Source organism: Parapedobacter flavus (assembly GCF_035818675.1).
GTDB classification, from domain to species: Bacteria; Bacteroidota; Bacteroidia; order Sphingobacteriales; family Sphingobacteriaceae; genus Parapedobacter; species Parapedobacter flavus.
In genome coordinates this window covers 1-22671 of the sequence record NZ_JAYKZZ010000025.1, presented here as the reverse complement: position 1 = coordinate 22671, position 22671 = coordinate 1, and the positions used below count along the sequence as shown (strand labels likewise).

Annotated in this window: 20 protein-coding genes; 12 read left to right on the top strand and 8 right to left on the bottom strand. The window is 52.6% G+C overall.

The genetic code is table 11. The features are described 5' to 3' along the window. The first annotated feature begins 28 nt into the window (after positions 1 to 28). Positions 29 to 1126, top strand: a complete 1098-nt coding sequence (locus tag U9S71_RS17840) for a vWA domain-containing protein (RefSeq protein ID WP_326329056.1) — start codon at positions 29 to 31, stop codon at positions 1124 to 1126. A gap of 264 nt (positions 1127 to 1390) precedes the next feature. After that, the gene (locus tag U9S71_RS17835) at positions 1391 to 2875 is read left to right on the top strand and encodes a sigma 54-interacting transcriptional regulator (protein WP_326329055.1); all 1485 of its coding nucleotides are present in this window, start codon (positions 1391 to 1393) and stop codon (positions 2873 to 2875) included. Positions 2876 to 2879: 4 nt separating this feature from the next. Here the strand turns inward: U9S71_RS17835 and U9S71_RS17830 are convergent, their stop codons facing one another. Next, on the bottom strand, positions 2880 to 3356 hold the full coding sequence (locus tag U9S71_RS17830) for a DUF6702 family protein (protein ID WP_326329054.1): 477 nt from the start codon (positions 3354 to 3356) through the stop codon (positions 2880 to 2882). A 177-nt stretch (positions 3357 to 3533) separates the two neighbouring features. Between U9S71_RS17830 and U9S71_RS17825 the strand changes: the two genes are divergently transcribed. The 6 genes from U9S71_RS17825 (at position 3534) to aat (ending at position 9516) form a co-directional block, all read left to right on the top strand. Continuing rightward, the gene (locus U9S71_RS17825; protein WP_495532342.1) at positions 3534 to 4112 is read left to right on the top strand and encodes a HupE/UreJ family protein; all 579 of its coding nucleotides are present in this window, start codon (positions 3534 to 3536) and stop codon (positions 4110 to 4112) included. A 17-nt stretch (positions 4113 to 4129) separates the two neighbouring features. Beyond that, positions 4130 to 6481: a M1 family metallopeptidase gene (locus U9S71_RS17820; protein WP_326329052.1), complete on the top strand. Its 2352-nt coding sequence runs from the start codon at positions 4130 to 4132 to the stop codon at positions 6479 to 6481. A 22-nt stretch (positions 6482 to 6503) separates the two neighbouring features. Continuing rightward, complete coding sequence (locus U9S71_RS17815; protein WP_326329051.1) at positions 6504 to 7610, top strand: Ldh family oxidoreductase; 1107 nt, start codon at positions 6504 to 6506, stop codon at positions 7608 to 7610. Further along, positions 7607 to 8389 (top strand): polysaccharide deacetylase family protein, encoded by a 783-nt coding sequence (locus U9S71_RS17810; protein ID WP_326329050.1) that lies wholly within the window; start codon positions 7607 to 7609, stop codon positions 8387 to 8389. Before U9S71_RS17815 ends, U9S71_RS17810 begins: the two co-directional genes overlap by 4 nt. Positions 8390 to 8482: 93 nt before the next feature. After that, positions 8483 to 8854: a 30S ribosome-binding factor RbfA gene (rbfA, locus tag U9S71_RS17805; RefSeq protein ID WP_326329049.1), complete on the top strand. Its 372-nt coding sequence runs from the start codon at positions 8483 to 8485 to the stop codon at positions 8852 to 8854. After that, positions 8851 to 9516: a leucyl/phenylalanyl-tRNA--protein transferase gene (aat, locus tag U9S71_RS17800; protein ID WP_326329047.1), complete on the top strand. Its 666-nt coding sequence runs from the start codon at positions 8851 to 8853 to the stop codon at positions 9514 to 9516. The genes rbfA and aat overlap by 4 nt, the downstream gene beginning before the upstream one ends. Here aat and U9S71_RS17795 read toward each other — a convergent pair. Then, positions 9473 to 10186, bottom strand: coding sequence for a hypothetical protein (locus U9S71_RS17795; protein ID WP_326329046.1), 714 nt, complete (start codon positions 10184 to 10186; stop codon positions 9473 to 9475). The two genes, aat and U9S71_RS17795, sit on opposite strands and share 44 nt — an antisense overlap. A gap of 96 nt (positions 10187 to 10282) precedes the next feature. Continuing rightward, positions 10283 to 11065 carry a segregation and condensation protein A gene (locus U9S71_RS17790; protein WP_436410338.1) on the bottom strand — a complete coding sequence of 261 codons (783 nt, stop codon included), beginning with the start codon at positions 11063 to 11065 and terminating at the stop codon, positions 10283 to 10285. 156 nt (positions 11066 to 11221) lie between these two features. Here U9S71_RS17790 and dxs point away from each other — a divergent pair, with 156 nt between their 5' ends. The 3 genes from dxs to pafA all read left to right on the top strand — a co-directional run bounded on the left by dxs (position 11222) and on the right by pafA (position 16127). Beyond that, entirely contained in the window at positions 11222 to 13150 is a 1929-nt protein-coding gene (gene dxs / locus U9S71_RS17785) for a 1-deoxy-D-xylulose-5-phosphate synthase (RefSeq protein WP_326329045.1), read from the top strand. A 72-nt stretch (positions 13151 to 13222) separates the two neighbouring features. Further along, a complete protein-coding gene (locus U9S71_RS17780; protein WP_326329044.1) occupies positions 13223 to 14365 on the top strand; it encodes an acyloxyacyl hydrolase in 1143 nt (380 codons plus the stop codon). A 112-nt stretch (positions 14366 to 14477) separates the two neighbouring features. Further along, positions 14478 to 16127: an alkaline phosphatase PafA gene (pafA, locus tag U9S71_RS17775; RefSeq protein WP_326329043.1), complete on the top strand. Its 1650-nt coding sequence runs from the start codon at positions 14478 to 14480 to the stop codon at positions 16125 to 16127. 15 nt (positions 16128 to 16142) lie between these two features. Here pafA and U9S71_RS17770 read toward each other — a convergent pair whose 3' ends face one another. The 3 genes from U9S71_RS17770 to U9S71_RS17760 are packed head-to-tail and all read right to left on the bottom strand — an operon-like array spanning position 16143 to position 17424. Next, positions 16143 to 16610 (bottom strand): hypothetical protein, encoded by a 468-nt coding sequence (locus U9S71_RS17770; protein WP_326329042.1) that lies wholly within the window; start codon positions 16608 to 16610, stop codon positions 16143 to 16145. Further along, positions 16607 to 16987 (bottom strand): hypothetical protein, encoded by a 381-nt coding sequence (locus U9S71_RS17765; protein WP_326329041.1) that lies wholly within the window; start codon positions 16985 to 16987, stop codon positions 16607 to 16609. The genes U9S71_RS17770 and U9S71_RS17765 overlap by 4 nt, the downstream gene beginning before the upstream one ends. A gap of 8 nt (positions 16988 to 16995) precedes the next feature. After that, positions 16996 to 17424: an META domain-containing protein gene (locus tag U9S71_RS17760; protein ID WP_326329040.1), complete on the bottom strand. Its 429-nt coding sequence runs from the start codon at positions 17422 to 17424 to the stop codon at positions 16996 to 16998. Between the two features lie 158 nt (positions 17425 to 17582). Between U9S71_RS17760 and uvrA the strand changes: the two genes are divergently transcribed. After that, complete coding sequence (gene uvrA, locus U9S71_RS17755; protein ID WP_436410337.1) at positions 17583 to 20384, top strand: excinuclease ABC subunit UvrA; 2802 nt, start codon at positions 17583 to 17585, stop codon at positions 20382 to 20384. A 41-nt stretch (positions 20385 to 20425) separates the two neighbouring features. On the opposite strand, the gene U9S71_RS17750 is transcribed toward uvrA, so the two are convergent. Both U9S71_RS17750 and U9S71_RS17745 read right to left on the bottom strand, forming a co-directional pair. Beyond that, positions 20426 to 21673 (bottom strand): ABC transporter permease, encoded by a 1248-nt coding sequence (locus tag U9S71_RS17750; protein ID WP_326329038.1) that lies wholly within the window; start codon positions 21671 to 21673, stop codon positions 20426 to 20428. Positions 21674 to 21726: 53 nt separating this feature from the next. Then, positions 21727 to 22515, bottom strand: coding sequence for a carboxylesterase family protein (locus U9S71_RS17745; RefSeq protein WP_326329037.1), 789 nt, complete (start codon positions 22513 to 22515; stop codon positions 21727 to 21729). Positions 22516 to 22671 lie beyond the last annotated feature (156 nt).

Genomic DNA, 22671 nt, shown 5'->3' with positions numbered 1-22671 from the left:
TGAATCGACAGAAAGGAGTTATACACCCATGCGCGGCTATCATTTTTCGAAATACATAACCAGCACATTGCCTAAAGGCGGGTTCGATGAGCTATTGAAACTTTTCATGCAGCTGCTGCAATATACGGCGGGTGATGCCGCGGAAGCCTTGGCGTGGCTCAATGAGCTCGACAAACAATACCGGCTCACGGCCGATGATTATGGCATCGGCGATTTTGTCGAGGAACTCAAAGACAAGGGTTACCTCAGTGACGACCCGGGTAGTGGGGAGGTACGGATTACCGCCAAGGGCGAGCAGGCTATCCGCCAATCGGCGTTGGAAGAGATTTTCGGCAAGCTGCGCAAAAGCGGTCGGGGCAATCACAATAGCAACCTATCGGGCCTAGGCGAAGAGAAGAATGCCGATCGCCGGGAATATCAATATGGCGACAGCCTCGACCAGATTGACATGACCACCTCTATCCATAATGCTCAGGTAAACCATGGTCTTGGCAATTTCATGCTCACCGAACGCGATCTCGAAGTGGAGGAGCGCGACTACAAAACGTTGACGTCTACCGTGCTGATGATCGATATATCACACAGCATGATCCTTTACGGCGAGGACCGCATCACGCCGGCGAAGAAGGTGGCCATGGCCCTGGCAGAGCTGATCCGCACGCGCTACCCGAAAGACACCTTGGATATCGTGGTGTTCGGCAACGATGCATGGCCTATCCGTATCAAAGACCTTCCCTATTTAAAAGTAGGGCCCTACCATACCAACACATTGGCCGGATTGGAGCTGGCAACGGATTTGCTGCGTCGGCGGAAAACGCACAACAAGCAGATTTTTATGGTTACGGATGGCAAGCCGACCTGTCTAAAAGAGAACGGCCGCTACTATAAAAACAGCGTAGGTCTGGATCGTAAGGTGGTAAACAAAACGCTGAACATGGCGGCGCAGTGTAAGCGCCTCAATATCCCCATCACGACGTTCATGATCGCACGCGACCCTTACCTGCAGCAATTCGTCCGCCAGTTTACCGAAACGAATGGTGGGAAGGCGTTTTACAGCTCCCTTCAGGGGCTGGGGGAGTATATTTTTGAGGATTATGTACGGAATAGAAGGCGGACGGTGAGGTGAGGGTTTTGCTGGTCCCGCACCACGACTGGGTGCCAAGCACCCTAGGCCGTGTTTGCGGGACCAGCAAAACGGAGGTAGTTTATGGTGTGACTGGGTACTACACACCTAGGCCGTGTTTGCTGGCCCCGCAAAACGGTGGTAGTGTATAGTAGGACTGGGTACTTCGTACCCTAGGCTGTATTTGCGGGACCAGCAGAACAGGCAAGTTCGGGGGATGAAATATAAAGCAAAGAGCACAAAGCAAAGAGCAAACAATAAGCGTAAATGAATAACATCAACACATTAGGCGAACTTAAAAAATCGGGCTACAAACACCGCAGTGTAAAAGACGAACTGCGCGCCAATCTCATTAAGCGGTTGCATGATCGCGATGCCGGACTCGAGGGTATTGTCGGGTACGACGAAACGGTTATTCCCGAATTGCAGACCGCCATTTTATCCCGCCACAACATCCTTCTGCTCGGATTGCGCGGACAAGCAAAAACACGGATAGCCAGACTGATGGTGTCCCTACTCGACGAGTATGTGCCGTATGTGGCCGGGAGTGAACTTTTGGACGACCCCCTAAACCCCATTTCGTGGTACGCCCGCAACGAAATCCAGACGAAAGGTGACGAAACACCTATTGCGTGGCTTCACCGGACCGATCGGTACACGGAGAAGCTAGCAACGCCCGATGTAACCGTGGCCGATTTGGTAGGTGATGTTGATCCTATTAAAGCGGCGACGCTGAAACTCACCTATAACGATGAGCGGGTCATCCATTTCGGACTGATCCCCCGGGCCCACCGCGGTATTTTCGTTATCAATGAACTCCCCGACCTTCAGGCGCGCATACAGGTGGCTCTTTTCAATATGCTACAGGAGAAAGACATCCAGATACGGGGGTTCAAACTGCGGTTGCCACTCGATATCCAGTTCGTGTTTACGGCCAATCCCGAAGACTACACCAATCGGGGGGCTATCGTTACGCCGCTCAAAGACCGTATCGAAAGTCAGATACTGACCCACTACCCGAAAAGCATTGACATATCACGCAAAATCACCTTCCAGGAGGCCCGTATTACCCCGGAGCAGCAGTCGGCCGTTGAGGTCGATGGGCTATTGAAGGACTTGGTGGAGCAAGTGGCGTTTGAAGCGCGTGAAAGTGAGTACATCGACCAGAAATCGGGCGTTTCGGCTCGGCTGACCATTTCAGCGTACGAAAACCTGGTGAGTGCCGCCGAACGGCGGATGCTGGTTTCGGGCCAACCGGCCACGGTAGCCCGCATATCGGACTTTGTTGGTGTGGTCCCGGCGATTACAGGCAAGATCGAATTGGTATATGAAGGCGAACTGGAAGGGCCTGTGCACGTGGCGCACCGGTTGATTGGGGGGGCCATAAAGACACTGTTCACACCCTATTTCCCCCATCCCGAGAAAGTTAAAAAGGGGAAAGCCGAAAACCCCTATGCACCCATCATCGACTGGTTTACAGCTGGCAACCGGTTGGAGCTAACGGACAACCTATCTGATAGCCAGTATAAAAAGGCGATGACAACGGTTCCCGGCTTGTATGCGCTGGTTAAAAAACTACACCCTAAGCTTGCGGAGAGCCAAAAAGTGTTGCTCATGGAGTTCGTGCTTCACGGGTTGGCCGAGTATTCGCAGCTCAATAAGGATTATCTCGATGGTGGAATCGCGTTTGCTGACATGCTAGGGAGTCTCTTTGACGGCGATTTTGGCGACTGGGAAGCTAATGAAGGGTGATTGCTCACCACTCAAAGAGAGTCGTCCGCTCGGGGTTATCCAGCTTTGTGCTTTGCCGTTTGCCGTAGGCAGTGGCGTGCAAGATGTTACTCTGTTTAGGAAAGTGGTCGAACAGGATGCGGTTCTCTATACGTAACTGTTTCACACGGTCGATGTTTACGGCCTCGAGGAAGCACCACGCAACATCCTCGTCGATTTCATAGCCTACGTAGCGAACCGATACGGGGCTGCCGTTCACGGAAAGCTGCACGTGATTGTCGAAATAGGTGGCAAGTAGGCTGTCCGTTGCCGATTTATCGGTGGGGTTGGTGAGGTCAATTTTGAGTTCGCGCCCATTTTTAAGGGCGGTTTCGAGGTCGTCATAAAAAATCCGACAACCTATTTCCACCCGGTGCGCCTGTTCGTTATAATCTACCGTGGTGACGCTCACGTAAAACGGGTGCAAGAGCATTAGAAGGACATTGAGGACGCTGTTTAACATCGTGCACTTGATACTATTGGGGGCTGCTAACCGTTTATTTTTATGGCTATTGATTGTGTTTTCGCAGCAATAAACGTAATATTGCTACGAACTTAGCTAAATTCTCGTTTATACGCAATAAAATAGTTTTGGGTATGAAAAATGGGTTTATAGGGGAAATATAAGGACAAAACAACGATCATGCAGGATTTTGGGATTTATTTTGCGTTGGGTTTGCAGCATATCCTGGACCTTTCGGGGTACGACCACATTCTTTTTATCATCGCACTCTGTTGTACCTACTTCATCAAGGACTGGCGTAAAGTCATTATGCTGGTTACCGCATTCACGCTAGGACATTCACTTACTTTAGCGCTAAGCGTTTTTAACCTCATCCGCGTTGACACGGTGCTCATTGAGTTCCTCATTCCTGTAACCATTGTAATTACCGCATTTAGCAACGTGGCGAAACGGCGGCGGCGGCGAACGCAGACGGACTGGCTGACGTATGGTTACGCGTTGTTTTTCGGCCTTATCCACGGACTTGGGTTTTCCAATTACTTGCGGTCGTTGCTGGGCAAAGAGAGCAGCATTGCATCGCCGCTTTTTGCGTTCAACCTGGGGCTCGAACTTGGCCAACTGATTATCGTATTTTTTGTGCTGCTGGTATCGTTTGTTGCTACCGGTATATTCGCCGTAACGCGGCGCGACTGGACCTTTTTCCTGTCGGCAGCCGTATTTGGCATTGCGTTCGTGATGGCGCTGGAGCGACTTTAACTCATAGATTAGATTGTATGTCATTTAATTACAAAGCATTTATCATTATTCTGGGGGCAGGCCTCCTCGCATTGGGCGTGAACGGCCAACAGCTGCATAACGCCAATTCCAACCATGGGAATAAGTTTGAGCAACTGGGTACCCTGTTGAGCGACCCGAATGTTTACCGCACTGCTTCGGGCGCGCCCGGGCATCAGTACTGGCAGCAGAAAGCCGACTATGTCATCGATGTGGAGGTTGACGACGAGAACCAACGGGTAATCGGATCGGAAACCATCACCTACACGAACAATTCGCCCGACCCGCTCAGCTACCTATGGCTGCAGCTGGATGAAAACGAGCATAAAGCCGATGCCGAGAGTAAGCGGTTTGATGAGAGCTCCCTCGGCGACCAGGTAACCACCCGACAGCTGCGACAGCTTATCAATAGCGACAATGACCTCGGCGTTACCATACAAAAGGTCGCCGATGGCTCGGGCAAAGCGCTCTCCTATACCATCAATTATACGATGATGCGGGTGGAGCTCCCTAGTCCGTTGAAGCCCGGATCCACATTCGAGCTGCAGATCGACTGGGAATACAACATCAGCGACCGGATGGCCGAAGGGGGGCGCGGCGGCTACGAATATTTTGCCGGGGATGACAATTATCTATACACCATTACGCAATGGTACCCCCGTATGGCAGTGTATTCCGACTTCGAGGGGTGGCAGAACAAGCAATTTACCGGCCGGGGCGAGTTTGCACAGGTATTCGGCGACTTCAAAGTAAACATTACCGTGCCCGCCGACCATATCGTGGGCGCTACGGGCGAATGCCAGAACTACGGCACTGTGCTCTCCAAGGGCCAGCTTGAGCGATGGAAGCAAGCGCAGCAGGCAGACGAACCGATAGAGGTCGTAACGCTCGATGAGGCTAAGCAGGCGATGCAAGGTAAGTCAACGGCCAAGAAAACATGGGTCTATGAAGCGCAGGATGTACGTGACTTCGCGTTTGTTTCTTCCCGACGCTTGGTGTGGGATGCCATGCGGGTAAAGACCGGCATCGAAGGCCATACGCCCATGGCCATGTCCTACTACGGCCCAGAGGCGTACCCGCTTTACAACCCCTACTCTACCAAGGTGGTGGCACACACCCTTAAGGTATATTCCAAACATACCATTCCTTATCCATATCCCGTGGCTATCTCGGTAGAAGCAGCAAACGGCATGGAGTATCCCATGATCTGTTTCAACTATGGGCGGGCGGACAAGGATGGCACCTATTCCGAAGCCACCAAGTATGGGATGATTGGTGTGATCATCCACGAAGTTGGGCATAACTTCTTCCCCATGATTGTCAATTCAGACGAGCGGCAGTGGACCTGGATGGACGAGGGGCTCAACACCTTCTGCCAGTTTCTCGCCGAGCAGGAGTGGGATAAGGACTTCCCGTCGCGGCGCGGCCCCGCCCATAAAATTGTCGATTACATGAAGCTGCCAACAGACGAGTTGGAACCGATCATGACCAACTCGGAAAATATTGTGCAATTCGGGCCCAATGCTTACGCTAAACCCGCAACGGCGCTCAATATCCTGCGCGAAACGGTGATGGGCAGGGAGTTATTTGACTATGCATTCAAGGAGTATTCGCGCCGTTGGGCCTTCAAGCATCCAACGCCTGCCGATTTCTTCCGCACCATGGAAGATGCGTCGGCGGTAGATCTCGACTGGTTTTGGCGTGGATGGTTCTTCGGTATTGACCCTGTTGATATCTCATTGGACGACGTGCAGCATTTCCAGCCTATAGGTAATCTCGCCGATGCACAAGAAGTGGCAAGGGATGCTTATGAAAGCGAGTTAAACACGGTTGGTCGCCAACGGAATATCGATGCCGGCGTGGATTTCGCGGTGGAAGCCGACACTTCGCTGCAGGATTTTTACAACAAATGGGACCGCTTTGGCGTCTCCGATGCAGATAAAAAGGCCTTTGAACAGTACTATCAGTCGCTCTCGCCAGAAGAAAAGGAGCTTTATGACGGCAAATACCATTTTTATCAGCTTGCGTTCAGCAATAAGGGTGGGTTAGTGATGCCGATTATCCTGCAGTGGACCTACGCCGATGGGACGACGGAGCTGGAGCGTATTCCTGCCTATATCTGGCGGAAGGATGAAAACGAGGTGACGAAAGTGTTCGCAAAGACTAAGGAAGTAACATCGGTAGTGGTAGACCCCTTGCGTGAAACCGCCGACATCGACGAAGACAATAACGCGTGGCCACGCCGGCATACACCCACCCGTTTCGAGCTGTTCAAACAAGGCGATGGTCCAGCCCGTGGTACATCCTCGGGACCGAACCCGATGCAGCGGGCACGCAGCAGTACACAGTGAGGATGACATACTTTAGAACAGAATGACGATATCCGAAGAACAGTTACGCGCGTTTACATACAGCGTCTTTAAGTCTATTGGTTGCCCGGATGCAGATGCAGCTTTAGCTACCGATGTGTTGGTAACGGCCGATCTCCGCGGCGTAGACTCCCACGGCGTAGCCCGTTTGAGTGGCTACGTGCGCCTGTGGGAAAATGGGCGTTTGAACACCGCCCCCACGCCGCGGTTGGTACATGAGACCCCCACAACCGCAACCGTGGATGGCGATGGCGGCTTGGGGCTTGTTGTTGCGCCCTACGCCATGGAAATAGCCATTGAAAAAGCGCGGCAGTACGGGTCTGGATGGGTGGCCATCCGCAACTCGAACCATTTCGGTATCGCCGGTTACCATGCCCTGAAAGCCGCAGCGCAGGATATGATCGGATACGCGGTAACCAACGCCAGTCCGTTGGTGGCACCCACCTTTTCAACGGAGCGCTTGTTGGGAACAAACCCGATATGCTATGCCTTCCCTGCCGGAAAGTACCCACCGGTGGTGGTCGATATGGCCACATCGGCAGCCGCCAATGGAAAACTGGAAGTTGCTGGCCGCGCCGGGAAGCCCATTCCCGAAGGGTGGGCGGTCAGCGCAGATGGCCGCACAACCACCGATGCCACCGCGGTGAAAAACGGCGGCGCCCTCCTGCCATTGGGGAGCGACCGTTCACACGGCAGCCACAAAGGGTTTGGCCTGTCGGCAACGGTGGACATCCTTTCCGGGGTACTCTCCGGGGCTAACTATGGCCCATGGGTGCCACCTTTCGTAGCTTATTTGCAACCCGTGGCCGACCAGCCGGGGCAAGGGATCGGCCATTTCGTAGGAGCCATGCGGGTGGATGGTTTCCGCCCCGTTGCCGATTTCAAAGCGAATATGGATCAGTGGATCACCCGGTTCAAAGGGGCCAAAAGGGTGGATGAGCAACAGCCGGTGATCATCCCCGGAGAACCGGAATATGAAGCTACACGCACGAACGAGGCCAATGGGATTCCTTTGGTTGAGGCGGTATGGGCCGATTTGCAGCAGTTGGCGGTAAAGTTGGGTGTAACGCCTCCGACCGTGGAAGACGAACGTATACCTGGCAACGGATGAAACGGCTTGCTCTGATATTTTTCGGTCTCCTGTCCGTTGTCCGCGCCCAAGTGGATGAGTCGCATGTGGATTTTCTCGGCGCTATTGTCCGTGGCGACCAGTCGACGAAGAAGATCGCGCTGGTATTTACCGGCCATGAGTTCGGTGATGGCTTGTCGTCCGTCATCCACACATTGAAAACCGAAAAACTGCATGCCTCCTTTTTCCTGACGGGGAGTTTTTATCGGAATACAGCTTTTAAAGCCCATATCATGGAACTCCGGGAGCTAGGTAATTACCTCGGCTCCCACTCCGATAGCCACCTGTTGTATTGCGACTGGACCAACCGCGATAGCCTGCTCGTTACCCGGCAGGAGTTTGAAAGCGACCTGAACGATTCGTACGATGCGATGGCCGCGTTTGGTATCGACAAAAAACAAGCCCGTTATTTTCTGCCCCCCTATGAGTGGTATAATGACATCATAGCCGCGTGGACACGCAACATGGGGTTGCAGCTCGTCAACTTCACGCCGGGTACCCGCTCCACGGCAGATTACACCTATCCGGAGATGGGAAAGCGGTACGTTGATAATCAGGCTGTCATGAAATCGATACTAGCCTACGAACAAAAGGATGAAAACGGACTGAATGGGTTTATCCTGCTGAGCCATATCGGTACCGATCCGCGACGACAAGAAAAATTTTACCAGGAGCTGCCGCGATTGGTTCGTGTTTTGAAAAGCAAGGGTTATCAGTTTGTCCGTATCGACGAACTGCTGGAACCCAATGCGACCCACTGATTGCGGAAAGCAAAAAATCGTTAACTTTGCTGATGACATTGCGTGCACCATGTGGGGTATGGGAGCCGCGTTAGAAAATTTAAGCACCATCTCATGAATACGGAAAGTAAAAGACAACAGCGTTTTGCAGGGGTAATCCAGCAGGATTTGGGGGCACTCTTCCAACGGGAGGGCGGTGCATGGGCACCGGGCGCTTTCATTACCATCACCCGCGTACGGATGACGCCCGATCTGGCCATTGCTCGGGTTTACCTAAGCTTTCTCAACACCAAAACCGCGAAGGAAGATCTGGCCAGTATCCGGTCGCACGCCAATGAGATCCGTTATAAACTGGGGACGCGTATCAAGAACCAGGCCCGCATCGTTCCGGAACTGGAGTTTTTCCTCGACGACACGAACGAGTACGTGGAGCACATGGATAAGCTGTTCGACGAAATCAGTAAGGAGCCCCGCCAGCCGGAATGATTTTCCAGCTGGATCCGCACACCCTTTTGTTTCCCGACCCGGCACTGGCCGAGCCGGATGGGCTCTTAGCCGTTGGTGGAGACCTGCGGTCCGAACGGCTTATGGCGGCTTACCACCAGGGTATCTTCCCTTGGTACAGCGACGATACGCCCATGCTTTGGTATTCGCCGCATGAGCGCTTCGTACTTTTTCCCCAAGCACTGAAAATCAGTAAAAGCATGCGGCAGGTACTCCGGTCGGGGCGCTTCGATGTGACGTATGACCAGGCGTTTGCCGACGTGATAGCCGCCTGTGCGGCCCAGCCGCGCCAAGGGCAAGATGGCACGTGGATAACCCAAGATATGCAGCAAGCGTATATCACGCTGCACGGCCTGGCCCATGCGCATTCCGTGGAGGTTTGGTTGTCGGGCAAGCTGGTCGGCGGCCTTTACGGCGTTGCGGTGGGAACTGTGTTTTGCGGCGAAAGCATGTTCAGCAGAGAAGCCAACGCCTCAAAGGTAGCGTTGGCTTCCCTCTGTCAACAAGGGGTGTATCGGTTAATCGACTGCCAAGTACATACCGACCACCTCGCCTCCCTTGGGGCCACCATGATTTCCCGGAAGGAGTATATGGCAGAACTTACTGCAGCATCTCTTTCGCGCGGAGATAGTCATCGGTATTAATACCGAGCTGTGTTACGGCAGAGATATCAACGCCACCAGGAATAAGCACATATTTGAACTCGGCATCATTTAATGCCGGTGGAATGGTGAGCGCATCCCCTTTTGTCATCATAATGGAGATGCTTCGTAACCTCGGAAGGATAGCGGAATAGACATTGGCATTAAGGATCGTTGTCTGGCGGGGAATCAATGAAACCTCAGGCGAGTTGATGGCAATTTCAATACGAATGTAAACAAGAGCTATTCCGCCGTTGTTGAGGAAATCGGGGGTGAGCTCGGGAATATTAAAATGATGCAGTTTCCGGTCGGGGGTATTTGCCCGATTCCAGTCGGGATTAATCCAATCCGAATACATCACATTGGCGGTGCCGGGAGGGCCTTGGGGCCCGGCCGGCCCGGTTGCTCCTCTCGGTCCTTGGGCGCCTGTCGCTCCCCGCGGCCCCTGGGCCCCCGTTGCTCCCCTCGGTCCAGCAGGGCCGGCGTCGCCCTGGTCTCCCTTATCACCTTTCGGGCCCCGATCTCCTTGTGCGCCTTGTTCGCCCCGTTCGCCCTGCGGACCGGCGGTTCCTTGTTCACCCTGTGGCCCGGTGGGGCCTTCCTTTTCACAGGCGGTAAAGGTGGCCGCTACGGAGAAGGCCAGCAGCGTCAGTATGATTCGTAAAGGTTTCATCGTTTATACATTTTGGTTTCAAAAAAATAATAGACAAAATTAACCGGGCCGGACGGCTCCGCATTGTATATTTCCGACAAATTACGCTGATACCGGTTAATTGGAAATACCCGGGCTGTCTTTCCTCGCCGTAACCCAAAAGTTGTTGTAACCCAATCCGCTTTGCAGTTCGAGCAGCTGCTGTTGCAGCATTTCCAGTATGGCTAAGAAATTGTAGACAAACTGCACCTTATTTTCCGAGTGTTTTACGACGGCGTTGAAATCCAGCTTTTCATTGATGGCTATCAATGACGCGATGGCTTCTTTCTGTTGTTCGATGGTATACGGATATTTCACCACGGTATGGCGAACCTCGTTACTGCATGACGTGTAGCGATCCATCGCCCGCTCATAAACCATCAGGAGTTTATAGAGATCAAACGTGGTGAGCTCCTCGCCCTGGTCGGCATGATCGCCTGCGATGTGTAAATCGGCGATGATGTTCCCTCGCTTAGCTTGTTGGAGCCGTCCCTCTTCCAAGGGCCGCAATTGTTCGGAGACCTCTTTGAACTGCTTATATAGGATCAGCCTCCGTACGAGGTCCTGCTTCGGATCGATCTCGTTGCCCGCTTCATCGAGCTCTGGTCTGGGCAACAGCATTTTGGCCTTGATGCGCATCAAGGTAGCCGCTACGAAGATAAACTCGCTCGCCAGTTCCATATTGAGGGCCTGTGCACGCAGCAGGTAATCGAGGAAGTCGGTGGTAATCTTCGCAATGGGAATATCGTGGATATTCAATTCGTCGCGTTCGATGAAAAACAGCAATAAGTCAAAGGGTCCCTCAAACTGCGGTAGCTTTATTTCATATCCATTGGCCTGCATACCATCCAAAGGTAACATTTCGCAGCCATATTTGCCGCGCATAGGCTACTAAACAATCCGGCTGTACTGTTGTTCACCTTTTACGAAATGGTAGGTATATGGCGTGTACGAAATTCAGGCACCCCATATCAATAATTATTAGTTACTTTGTATCGATTTTCCAAACCGGACACTATGGATATTGACGCCGGAGAACTGCTGAAGAAAATAAACACACCCGCGGACGTAAAGCAACTGAGTCAAACTGAGTTGGTAGCGCTGTGTGGCGAGCTGCGCCAGTACATCATTGACACGGTGTCGGCACATGGCGGGCATTTTGCTGCCAGCTTAGGTGTCGTGGAATTGACCGTGGCCCTGCATTACGTGCTCAACACACCTTATGACCAATTGGTATGGGATGTGGGGCATCAAGCGTATGGCCATAAAATCCTCACGGGCAGGCGCGACGATTTCCATACGAACCGCGTATTGGGGGGCATCAGTGGCTTTCCAAAACGAGGCGAGAGCGAATACGATGCGTTCGGCGTGGGCCACTCATCCACATCTATTTCCGCCGCGTTGGGGATGGCTGTGGCATCAAACTACAAAGGAGAGACTGATCGTCAGCACGTGGCCGTGATCGGCGACGGGGCGATGACCGCAGGAATGGCGTTTGAAGCGCTTAACCACGCGGGCATCGAAAAATCGAACCTGTTGGTGATCCTCAATGACAACTGCATGTCGATCGATCCGAATGTGGGGGCATTGAAGGAGTACCTGACCAGCATTACCACCTCACGGCCCTGGAACCGGTTTAGGGACGATATCGTTCACGTACTCACCAAAATCTCGGAGCTTGGGCCGGACGCGCTGGGCGTGGCCAAGAAAATAGAAAAGAGCATCAAAGGAACGCTGCTCAAAAACAGTAACCTGTTCGAGTCGCTCAACTTCCGCTACTTCGGTCCGGTAGACGGGCACGATGTAAAGCGGTTGGTCAATACAATTGATGACCTGAAAGGTATTCCTGGTCCCAAACTGCTGCATTGCGTAACCGTGAAAGGAAAAGGGTATGCGCTGGCCGAAAAAGACCAGACCACCTGGCATGCACCGGGCCTGTTTGACAAAATCACCGGTGAAATCAAGAAATCCAAAAGCGACAAGCCGGTGGCCCCGAAATACCAGGAGGTGTTCGGACACACCCTGGTGGAGTTGGCTGGTAAAAATGACCGGATTATGGGGGTTACACCGGCTATGCCGTCGGGTTCGTCCATGAACATCATGATGAAAGCCATGCCCAACCGCGCGTTTGATGTTGGTATTGCCGAACAGCATGCGGTCACGTTTTCCGCCGGCCTGGCCACCCAGGGGATGGTTCCCTTTTGCAACATCTACTCGAGCTTCATGCAGCGGGCTTATGACCAGGTAATACACGATGTGGCCATCCAGAACCTGCACGTGGTATTCTGTCTCGACCGGGCAGGCATAGCCGGTGCCGACGGCCCCACGCACCATGGCGCCTATGATTTGGCCTACATGCGCTGCATTCCCAACCTTACCGTTTCGGCCCCAATGAACGAGGAGGAGCTGCGTAACCTCATGTACACCGCACAGCAGGAAGGCGCGGGCCCGTTTGTCATCCGGTATCCGCGGGGCCAGGGCGTTATGCCCGATTGGCGCCGGGCGTTTCAATCGATCAATGTGGGCGAAGGCCGCAAACTGTGCGATGGCGAAGAGGTTGCCCTGTTGAGCATTGGGCACATCGGCAATGAGGTGGTAAACGCCCGCATGGTGCTCAACGAAGAAGGGATATTCCCTGCCCATTACGACCTGCGGTTCGTGAAGCCGCTGGATGAAGCGCTGCTGCACGAGGTCTTCGGAAAATTCAAAAAAGTCATTACCGTGGAGGATGGATGTGTGCAAGGTGGTATGGGCAGTGCGGTGCTGGAGTTCATGGCCGATCACGGTTACCAAGCCAACATGGTGCGCTTGGGTATGCCAGATCAGGTCATCGAGCATGGCGAACAGCGGGAATTGTGGGCCCAATGTGGGTATGATGCCCCCGCCATAGCAGCTGCCGTGCGAAAAATGGCCGTAAGCCGAAAAACCGATAGCTTAGCAGGCTAGAAATATTGGCCGTAAATGGTTAAGTTTGCGCCTACATTTGATTTGTTAGCGCTTGCAAACTGATTTTTTCCAATGATTTACCGTTTTACCGTATTAAGGTCCCAATCAACCATCCTGCTCGGGTTGCTCTCGCTTGCCCTGATGCAACCCCGTACCACCACCGCCCAGCTGGACCGATCAAAGCACGCCGTTTCCGTAAAGGCACAATATGGGGTGGACGTCAATTCGGATAACCCCAACCGGAAAGAGAACTACCTATATGGCCTGCATATCAGCTACGACAAGAATGTGGCACATACCGGCAAAGAATGGGTACGCGTGCTCAACGCCAAGAACGTGTCGTTTGGCGTTACGTGGCACAGCCTAAATAACATGAAAGAAACCGTAGATGGGGTAGCCTATTCGGGGGGGCAGGCGTTCGGGGCGTTGGCAGAGGTCGACTTGCAGCTTTTGAAATTAGGCAAGGCCAGGCTGTTGGCTACACCCGGTGTGGGCCTGGCCTACATTACGGAAAATATTTTTACGCAGCCGGCCACGTCGACTATCGGTAGCCACGTCAACCTGATGATTACCGGCGAACTGAGCCTGGAAGTACCCGTTAGCTCGAGTACCAGCCTTGTGGCGGGCGGGCATATCCAACATTATTCCAACGGTGGTGTGGTGGTGCCGAATGGGGGTTGGAACACCCTCACGGGGACAATCGGAATAAAAACGGCGGTGGGCCATGCAGATGCTAAGGCAGATGAACCCGAAAACTACCCCCACATCGAAGGGAATAGTGCCGAGGTCTGGTTCGGGGCCGGTGTTCGCGGCAGGTACCGCGACCGGCAGGGGAAGTTTTTCCGCTCGGGCGCGTATGCCGGGTACAACTTTTACGTCAACCGGGCCATCAGCCTCAAGGCAGGATCGCACGTGGTCTATTACCACACCGTATTTGATCCCGACCGGTTTGATGAGACCTTCCAATATTATGGGTCGTCGCTCGACCCCATCCGGTGGGGCGTAGCGGCGGGAGCCGATTTCACCATGGGCCGGATCGTTGTCAACGCCATGTACGGTAAGTACCTGCATTATCGGAATTACCACAACGTCAAATGGTATTGGGTAACCGGTATCCGATATTATTTTACGCCGAACATCGGCATACAATCCACACTCAATCTGCACGGCGTACAGGCCGACTATGCCAACTGGGGGGTGATTCTTCGCATTTGATGAGCTGCGTGCAACAACCTTGTTACGATTCGCCTGTGATTTGGTATCAGGAATTACTAAATTAGCCGCGCAATACCCGTCAAATCGCGGGTCCATTCATAACAAGAACAACATGAAATTAAAGAAGTTATTTTTAGCTGTGGTTGTCATTGGCCTTTTCATGGGGCATGTCCAAGCACAGAAACCCGGTGAACGGCCCAAGTTGGTCGTGGGCGTGATGGTTGACCAGATGCGCTGGGATTACCTGTACCGTTTTTATGAACGCTATGGCGAAGGCGGGTTCAAGCGTTTGCTGGGCGAAGGCTTTTCCTGCGAGAACACCTATATCCCTTACGTACCCACTTATACAGCCATTGGCCATAGCACCGTATATACGGGGAGTGTTCCCGCCATACATGGCATTGCGGGGAACGATTTCATCATCCAGCAGACGGGGCAACGGATGTACTGCACACAGGACGATGACGTGAGCGGTGTAGGTACCGATAAAGGCGCGGGTAAACAGTCGCCCCGGAACCTGCTCTCCTCCACCATCACCGACCAGCTCAAACTGGCGACTAACTTCCGTTCGAAAGTCATTGGCATTGCCATCAAGGACCGTGGCGGTATCCTGCCCGCAGGCCATTTTGCAGACGCGGCCTACTGGTTTGAAGGCGGCTCGGGCAATTGGATTTCGAGCACGTTTTATATGAAGGAGTTACCGGAGTGGGTACAGCAGTTCAACGAAAAAAAGCTTGCCGAAAAGTATTTGCAGCAAGACTGGAATACGCTTTATCCCATCGATACGTATGTGCAGAGCATTGCGGATGACAACCACTATGAAGGCACCTTCCGCGGGGAGGAGGCACCGGTATTCCCCAAGAAGCTAGGCGCACTGGTTAAGGATAACGGCCTCGGGCTGATAAGCACCACGCCTTTCGGCAACTCACTTACCTTAGATTTGGCGAAGGCGGCCATCAATCACGAGGACTTGGGACATAACTCCGAAGGCGTTACCGATTTCTTGTGCGTGAGCCTCTCGTCGACCGATTACGTGGGACATAAATTTTCGGTGAACGCAATCGAAATCGAAGACACGTACTTGCGGCTCGATAAAGAACTGGAGGCGTTTTTCGACTACCTCGATAAGCAGGTTGGTAAGGGCGAGTACACGCTGTTTCTTACCGCAGACCACGGCGCTTCCCACAACCCGCTGTTTTTTATGGACAAGCGTGGTAATGCCGGTTACTTCGATGACCGTAATGCATTGACAGGCCTAAACGAGGTGCTTGAAGCGGAGTTTGGACAAGAGAAGATCGTGCGTAGCCTGATGAACTACCAAGTACACCTCAACTACGAAACCATACAGGCCAATGATTTAGATGAGGACGATATCAAAGAGCGGGCCGTCAAGTTCTTACGTACCGTGGATGGCGTGGCATTCGTAACGGATATGGAAAAGGCCGGCGCATCCAGTATTCCCGAACGTATCCGGGAACGTATCGTCAACGGTTACAACCCCAAGCGCAGTGGATGTATCCAGATTATCCTGGAACCACAATGGTATACGGGATCGCCGCGTTCGCGAGGTACCACCCACGGCACTTGGGCTTCTTATGATGCCCACATCCCCTTTGTGATGATGGGCTGGGGCATCGAGCACGGAACGACCAACCGCGAAACGCATTCGACTGATATTGCATCGACGATTGCCGCTTTGCTCCATATTGAGGAGCCGAACGGTAATATCGGGCAACCGGTTTGGGAAGTATTGGAGCAGTAAGGCTGCGCAGTCTGTCTATTCTATCCGCACGAAATGCAACACAGGGCCATCGAGGTAGGCTTGGCTGAGTATCATTTCGCGAGTCCCGATTGTCGCTGGCCATGGTGAATGCTCCCCGATCTGTAAGGTGTAATACATATTGTCGTCTTCCGGAGCGACGTTTGCTTTGAGCTCGAAAGGATAGTCCCCAGCGGCATAGCCATAAGGTTCGTCAACTGTACTGGTAACAGTCAGCCCGCCTTCCCGTTTAAATTCATAGATGATATCATCGCATGAATAATCGGTCGTATGGGGATTATAAAACACGGTCCAATGGCTGAGAAGCTTCCACTTGCCCAGTGCGTCGTCTTGGTGGCCGGCTACAGAATTAACGGCGCATTGGTAGGTGGTTACAATTTCTTCGGATGGCTGGGCTTTCTTGCACGTCTGGAACATAATGGCACAAAGTGCCCCCACGAGCATATAACGAAATCTTGGGTTCATAACATTTTCACTTTTAAGAGATCATGGGCCAATTTAATGATCTGGAAGTTATAAATAATGGTTTTACCATGCCGGATTTTTACGGTATTGGTCTCGCCATTGTATTCCCAAACTCCTTCATTGACATAATGCGCATCATTCGGAGCCAATACCAGGTAGGAGCAGGCGCGGTCGTCGCGCAATTCGAAAGTCTGGCGGAATCGGCTTAGCGGAAAATCTTTATAATGGCTTGGTCTGAAAATGGTGTAACCGTCGGAAGCTTCTTCAAATGAGTCTACCCAGCGCTGGGTTAATAGGTCGGGCGTTTCTGCTTTTTCACATCGGGCGAAAAGGAGTATACCTAGTGCCAGCAGGGAAATCAGATGAGTCGGTTTCATATCGTTGTTTATTTTTTGATTCGTTTGAAATACAGCTCCCCCTGGGCGTTTGAGATGACCAATGTCTGTGCGCTCGCTTCATAGCTCGCGGACTGCTGCAATACACGGACAATACGCGATTCCCAATTGGCAAAATCCCCGCAGCCAAGGCTGGTGCCCGGCCATAAAGAACTGATGAACAGCTCGCCGGCTTCTCTTATGCCGTAGGTCCCTTCAAGGTAATTACAGCCATTGGGAAGAGAAAGGGAAGTGTCTGTATCGAAAATAAGTTGATAACTTTCTAATTCGCGGGGATAGGCATGTAGCGTCTGGTCATCGGCATCGACATAATGGATAAACTGCCAGTGAGTCCCTACAAGTGAGGTCAACGGCTCCTTTTGGCAGCCGATGTACAGCGCAATTAAACAAGCCGAGATCAATAGCGTGTGTCCTTTCATAATCCGGTGGAATTATCTCAAACATAAAACGTACCAATCCGTGGGAACGCTACAGGCCGGGTGAAAGAATCGGACGTTGAAATGCACCTTTGAGGCCTTGATACTAAAAAAATTATCCGTACTTTTGTGTGCCCCACACCATCATCACGGGGAGATTTATGCATATGAATATAGCGACGCTCGATCCCAAAACCCACATTATCATTAAAGGCGCACGTGTACACAACCTCAAGGACGTAGACGTGGCTATTCCAAAAAACAAACTGGTGGTTATTACGGGTATGTCCGGCTCGGGGAAATCGTCATTGGCTTTTGATACCCTTTATGCCGAAGGCCAGCGCCGTTACGTAGAGAGCCTTTCTTCGTATGCCCGGCAATTTATGGGGCGGATGAGCAAGCCGGATGTCGATTACATCAAAGGCATCGCGCCGGCCATCGCTATAGAGCAGCGCGTCATCACCAGCAACCCCCGCTCAACGGTGGGCACGTCGACGGAAATATACGATTACCTGAAACTGCTCTATGCCCGTATCGGAAGGACCTATTCGCCCGTATCGGGTGAAGAGGTGAAGAAAGATACGGTAACTTCGGTGACCAACTTCGTAACCGCGCTGCATGCAGACCGTACGGCAACCATCAGTGCGCCCTTACATCCCACCAATAACCGCAAGCTGAAGGAAGAGCTGGCCATCCTATTGCAGAAAGGGTTTGTCCGCGTTTTCTACAAAGGAGCGCTGCAGAAGATCGAGTCGCTGCTCGAAGATGCGACCATTGAAAATAAGGTAGCCAAAGCGGGCGATTTGCTCATTGTCATCGACCGCGTCACGGTAGACGGCGAAGAAGACACCGCAAACCGGATAGCGGACTCGGTGCAGACGGCATTTTTCGAAGGGAAGGGCGACTGCTACATCGAAGAGAACGGGACGGTGCATACCTTTTCGGACCGTTTTGCGTTGGACGGCATCGCGTTTGAGGAACCTATTCCCAATTTTTTCAGTTTCAATAACCCGTATGGCGCTTGCAAGCGGTGCGAAGGTTATGGCCGGGTTATCGGTATCGATCCGGATTTGGTGGTGCCCGATAAAAGCCGGTCGGTATACGACGGGGCTATTGCTCCGTGGCGTGGTGAAAAAATGGGCGAGTGGTTACAGCGGCTTATCCGCAACTCCACGAAGTTTGATTTTCCGATACACCGCGCTTATGCCGACCTTACGGCTGCACAGAAGGAATTGTTGTGGACCGGGAACAGCCATTTCCAGGGGTTGAATCAGTTTTTTATCGAGCTCGAAGAGCAGACCTATAAAATCCAGTACCGCGTGATGCTTTCCCGGTATCGGGGAAAAACCAACTGTCCCGAATGCCACGGCACCCGCCTTCGCCAAGATGCAACGTATGTGAAGGTAAACGGAAAGTCCATCTCGGACGTCGTACTGATGCCCTTGGATGTTGCCCTCGCGTTCTTCCAACAACTCGAACTAACGGAGAATGAAGCGAAAATCGCTACACGGCTGCTGACAGAGATCAATAATCGCTTGCAATTCCTCACCGACGTTGGCCTGAGTTACCTGACGTTGAACCGGCTGTCAAACACGCTCTCGGGGGGCGAATCACAGCGGATCAACCTGGCCACTTCGCTCGGCAGCTCGTTGGTAGGATCTATCTACGTACTGGACGAGCCCAGCATCGGCCTGCACCCCCGCGATACCCAACGACTCATCGGCGTGTTGAAATCGCTGCGCAACGTGGGCAACACCGTGCTGGTGGTGGAGCATGAGCAAGAAATGATGCAAGCGGCCGACCACCTGATCGACATCGGGCCCGAAGCTGGGGTCAATGGCGGAGAGCTCGTATTTGCAGGCACCTACAACGATATTCTGCACGATGAGGCCAGCCTCACGGGAAGGTACCTAAGTGGTAAGGAGCAGATTTCGCTGCCAGCTAGCCGACGTAAATGGCACGACGCGATTCTCATTAAAGGAGCCCGGGAGAATAACCTCAAAGGTATCGACGTGCGCGTTCCACTCAACGTGTTTACGGTAGTTACAGGCGTATCCGGGTCGGGCAAAACGTCACTCGTGAAGCGGATTCTGTATCCGGCATTGCAGAAGGCGCTGGGCAACTATTCTGGCGAGCAAACCGGACTTTACGATGGAATAGATGGCGACATCCAGCGGATTGAGCAGGTTGAATTGGTCGACCAGAACCCGATTGGGCGTTCATCGCGCTCAAATCCGGTAACCTATGTCAAAGCGTGGGACGAGATCCGGGCGCTCTACAGCGCACAATCGACCGCCAAGGCCGCTGGGTTGAAGCCTGCCGCGTTTTCATTCAATATAGAAGGGGGGCGGTGCGACGTGTGCCAAGGCGAGGGTGAGGTGAAGATCGAGATGCAATTTATGGCCGATATCGTGCTGCCATGCGAGGCCTGCGGTGGAAAGCGGTTTAAGCAGCATGTATTGGACGTGACGTGGAAGGAAAGGAACGTGTCGGATATCCTCGACCTCAGCGTGGAAGAAGCGCTGGCCGTTTTTGCCGACCAGCCGAAGATCATGGCTAAGCTGCAGCCACTGGCTGACGTGGGACTGGGGTACGTCAAGTTGGGCCAATCATCGAGCACCTTGTCTGGTGGCGAAGCCCAGCGCATCAAGCTGGCTTCGTTCCTCATCAAAGGAAACACCAATAAGAGCACGTTGTTCATTTTTGACGAGCCCACGACCGGACTGCATTTCCACGACATTAAAAAACTGCTGAAATCGTTCGATGCACTGATTGCGCAGGGCAACAGTATCCTCGTCATTGAGCATAACATGGATATGATAAAAAGTGCCGATTGGATTATCGATATCGGTCCTGAGGGAGGTGATAAGGGCGGCGAATTGATCTTTGAGGGTACCCCCGAGCAGATGGTGGCCAACGCCGACACCTATACTGCTCAGTTTTTGAAAACGTATATGGCTTAGGCCTCACAAGTTCACAGTCTCACAACCTCACAAGTTTACGACTACTCGTACCGTAGCGCTTCGACCGGGTCGAGCCGAGATGCCTTGGAAGCTGGATAGTACCCCGAAATCATCCCCACGCCTACACACACGGCAACGCCAAGGATCATCCAGTTCCAGGGAATAATGAAGCTGGCACCCATGACGACCGCGAGGATATTGCCGATAAGTATGCCCAGGAAGATGCCGGCGAATCCGCCCATCAGGCAGATAACCACCGCTTCGGTAAGGAATTGCTTGCGGATGACAGTCGGCGTAGCGCCGATCGCTTTTCGGATACCGATTTCACGGGTACGCTCGGTAACAGACACCAACATGATGTTCATCAGGCCGATGGAAGCGCCGATCAGTGTGATCAAGGCGATGACGACCGCACCGATGGTAACGTAGGTAAGGCTCTCGATAAGCATCTGCGCTACCGCATCGCTTTTGGTAATCTCGAAATTGGTTTCCTGGCCTACCCTTACCCCGCGGACGTTTCGGAACAATGCCGTTGCCTCGCCGATAGCCATTTCGATTTGCTGTGGGTTTCCGGCCATCACCGTAATGGTATAAGAGGGGCGACCCAAGGCCATCACGGCACGGGCTTTAACCAGCGGAATGATACAGGCCTTGTCGCCACCGAACCCGGCGCTCGACCCTTTGTCTTCCAATATACCAATGATCTTGTACCGCGAACTGCCGATGCGGATCATCTTGTCGAGTGGATCCTCGCCGTTTTGGAAGAGCCGCTTTACAATTTCCGAACCGACGATAACCACATTGCTGCCATACTCGACCTCGCGCAAGGAAAAGTTGCGGCCGGAAGACAGGTTATACCCCGCGGTTTGCAGGTAATTCTCGTCGGCCCCCAGTACATTGATGTTGGGGTTTGTTTTTTCACTTTTGTATTTCACGGTTCCGCCATACGACGCGTAGGTGCTCAACGATACCACGGCAGGGTAACTGAACTCATCCTTGAAAGCTTTGGCTTCGTAATACGTGATTTGCGGGAACTGCTTAGGGCGGGTACCGCTGCCGCCAATCCGTATATTCAGCCCGCGGTTGCGGATATTGAACGAGTTGGAGCCCATCGCCGAAAACGAATCGGTGAGCGAGTTTTTGATGGCATCGATAGAGGTGAGGATGCCCACCAGCGCGGTGATGCCAATTGCTATGATCAGGGCAGTGAGGAATGTACGTAGCTTATTGCTGCTTATCGATTGCAGCGATAGCTTGACATTTTCCCGATTGGACATTTTTACCGACATCTCACACCGTGTTTTAAGGTTAGACCGTGCAGGCAGCCAAGTGTTACAGCGGGTTATTTATTATTGACGTGGCTAAACAACCAAGGCAGTAGTTCCGGTTCGGCAAAGGCATTGTCCCAACTGTTGTGGTTGGCCATAGGGTAAAATGTCGACTTTGGGCTGGCTCCCAATCGCCTCAGTTCGGTCACGATAGCGTGCGAATGGGTGGGCGGTACAACCTTATCCTGTTCGCCGTGGAATATCCATAGCGGTACGTGGGCATATTTCTTTACGTTGGCCGTATTGTCGCCACCACAAATGGCGAATGCAGCAGCAAAATACTTGGGCTTGCGGCGCAGTGCCTCGAACGTTCCCATGCCCCCCATAGAAAGGCCCCCGATGTAGAGGCGTTGTTTATCTACTGCCTCATGCTTACGGATGTGTTTTGCCAGCCGGATGAATAACGACATGGCTACAGACGGTTTGCCTTTGGTCCGGAAATAAAACTCACGCCTGCCTTCGGTGGGCGATTGGATATCCACATTGCTCCAATAGGAATCCTTAGGGCATTGCGGGAAGACCACAATTGCCGGGAAGGCGTTTCGGATGCTATCATCCAAAAACAATTTCGCCCCATGGGTGAGCTGCTTTTCGTTGTCGTTGCCCCGCTCGCCGGCACCGTGCAGGAAGAAAAGCACCGGATAGCTCCCCTCGGGGTCGTAGTTCTCGGGGTACAAAACCCGGTAAGGCAAGGTATCACCACGGTGGACGAACTGCTTGGCTTCGAACGCCGAAAAATCCTGGGCAAATGCTATCGTAGACACAAACAAATAACCAAAAACAATCAAGAATGCTTGCTTCATACAAAAAAGCCAATTTATTTCACCAATCCATAAAAGTACTACTTTATTCTTTTTTGGCAAATTAAAGTGGAATATCTTCAGGGAAATTGCTTTTAAAAATATGAACGATTAATCGTCCTTGCGAGCAAGCGCGTTTGCCAGTGAAAAGGAGCGAAG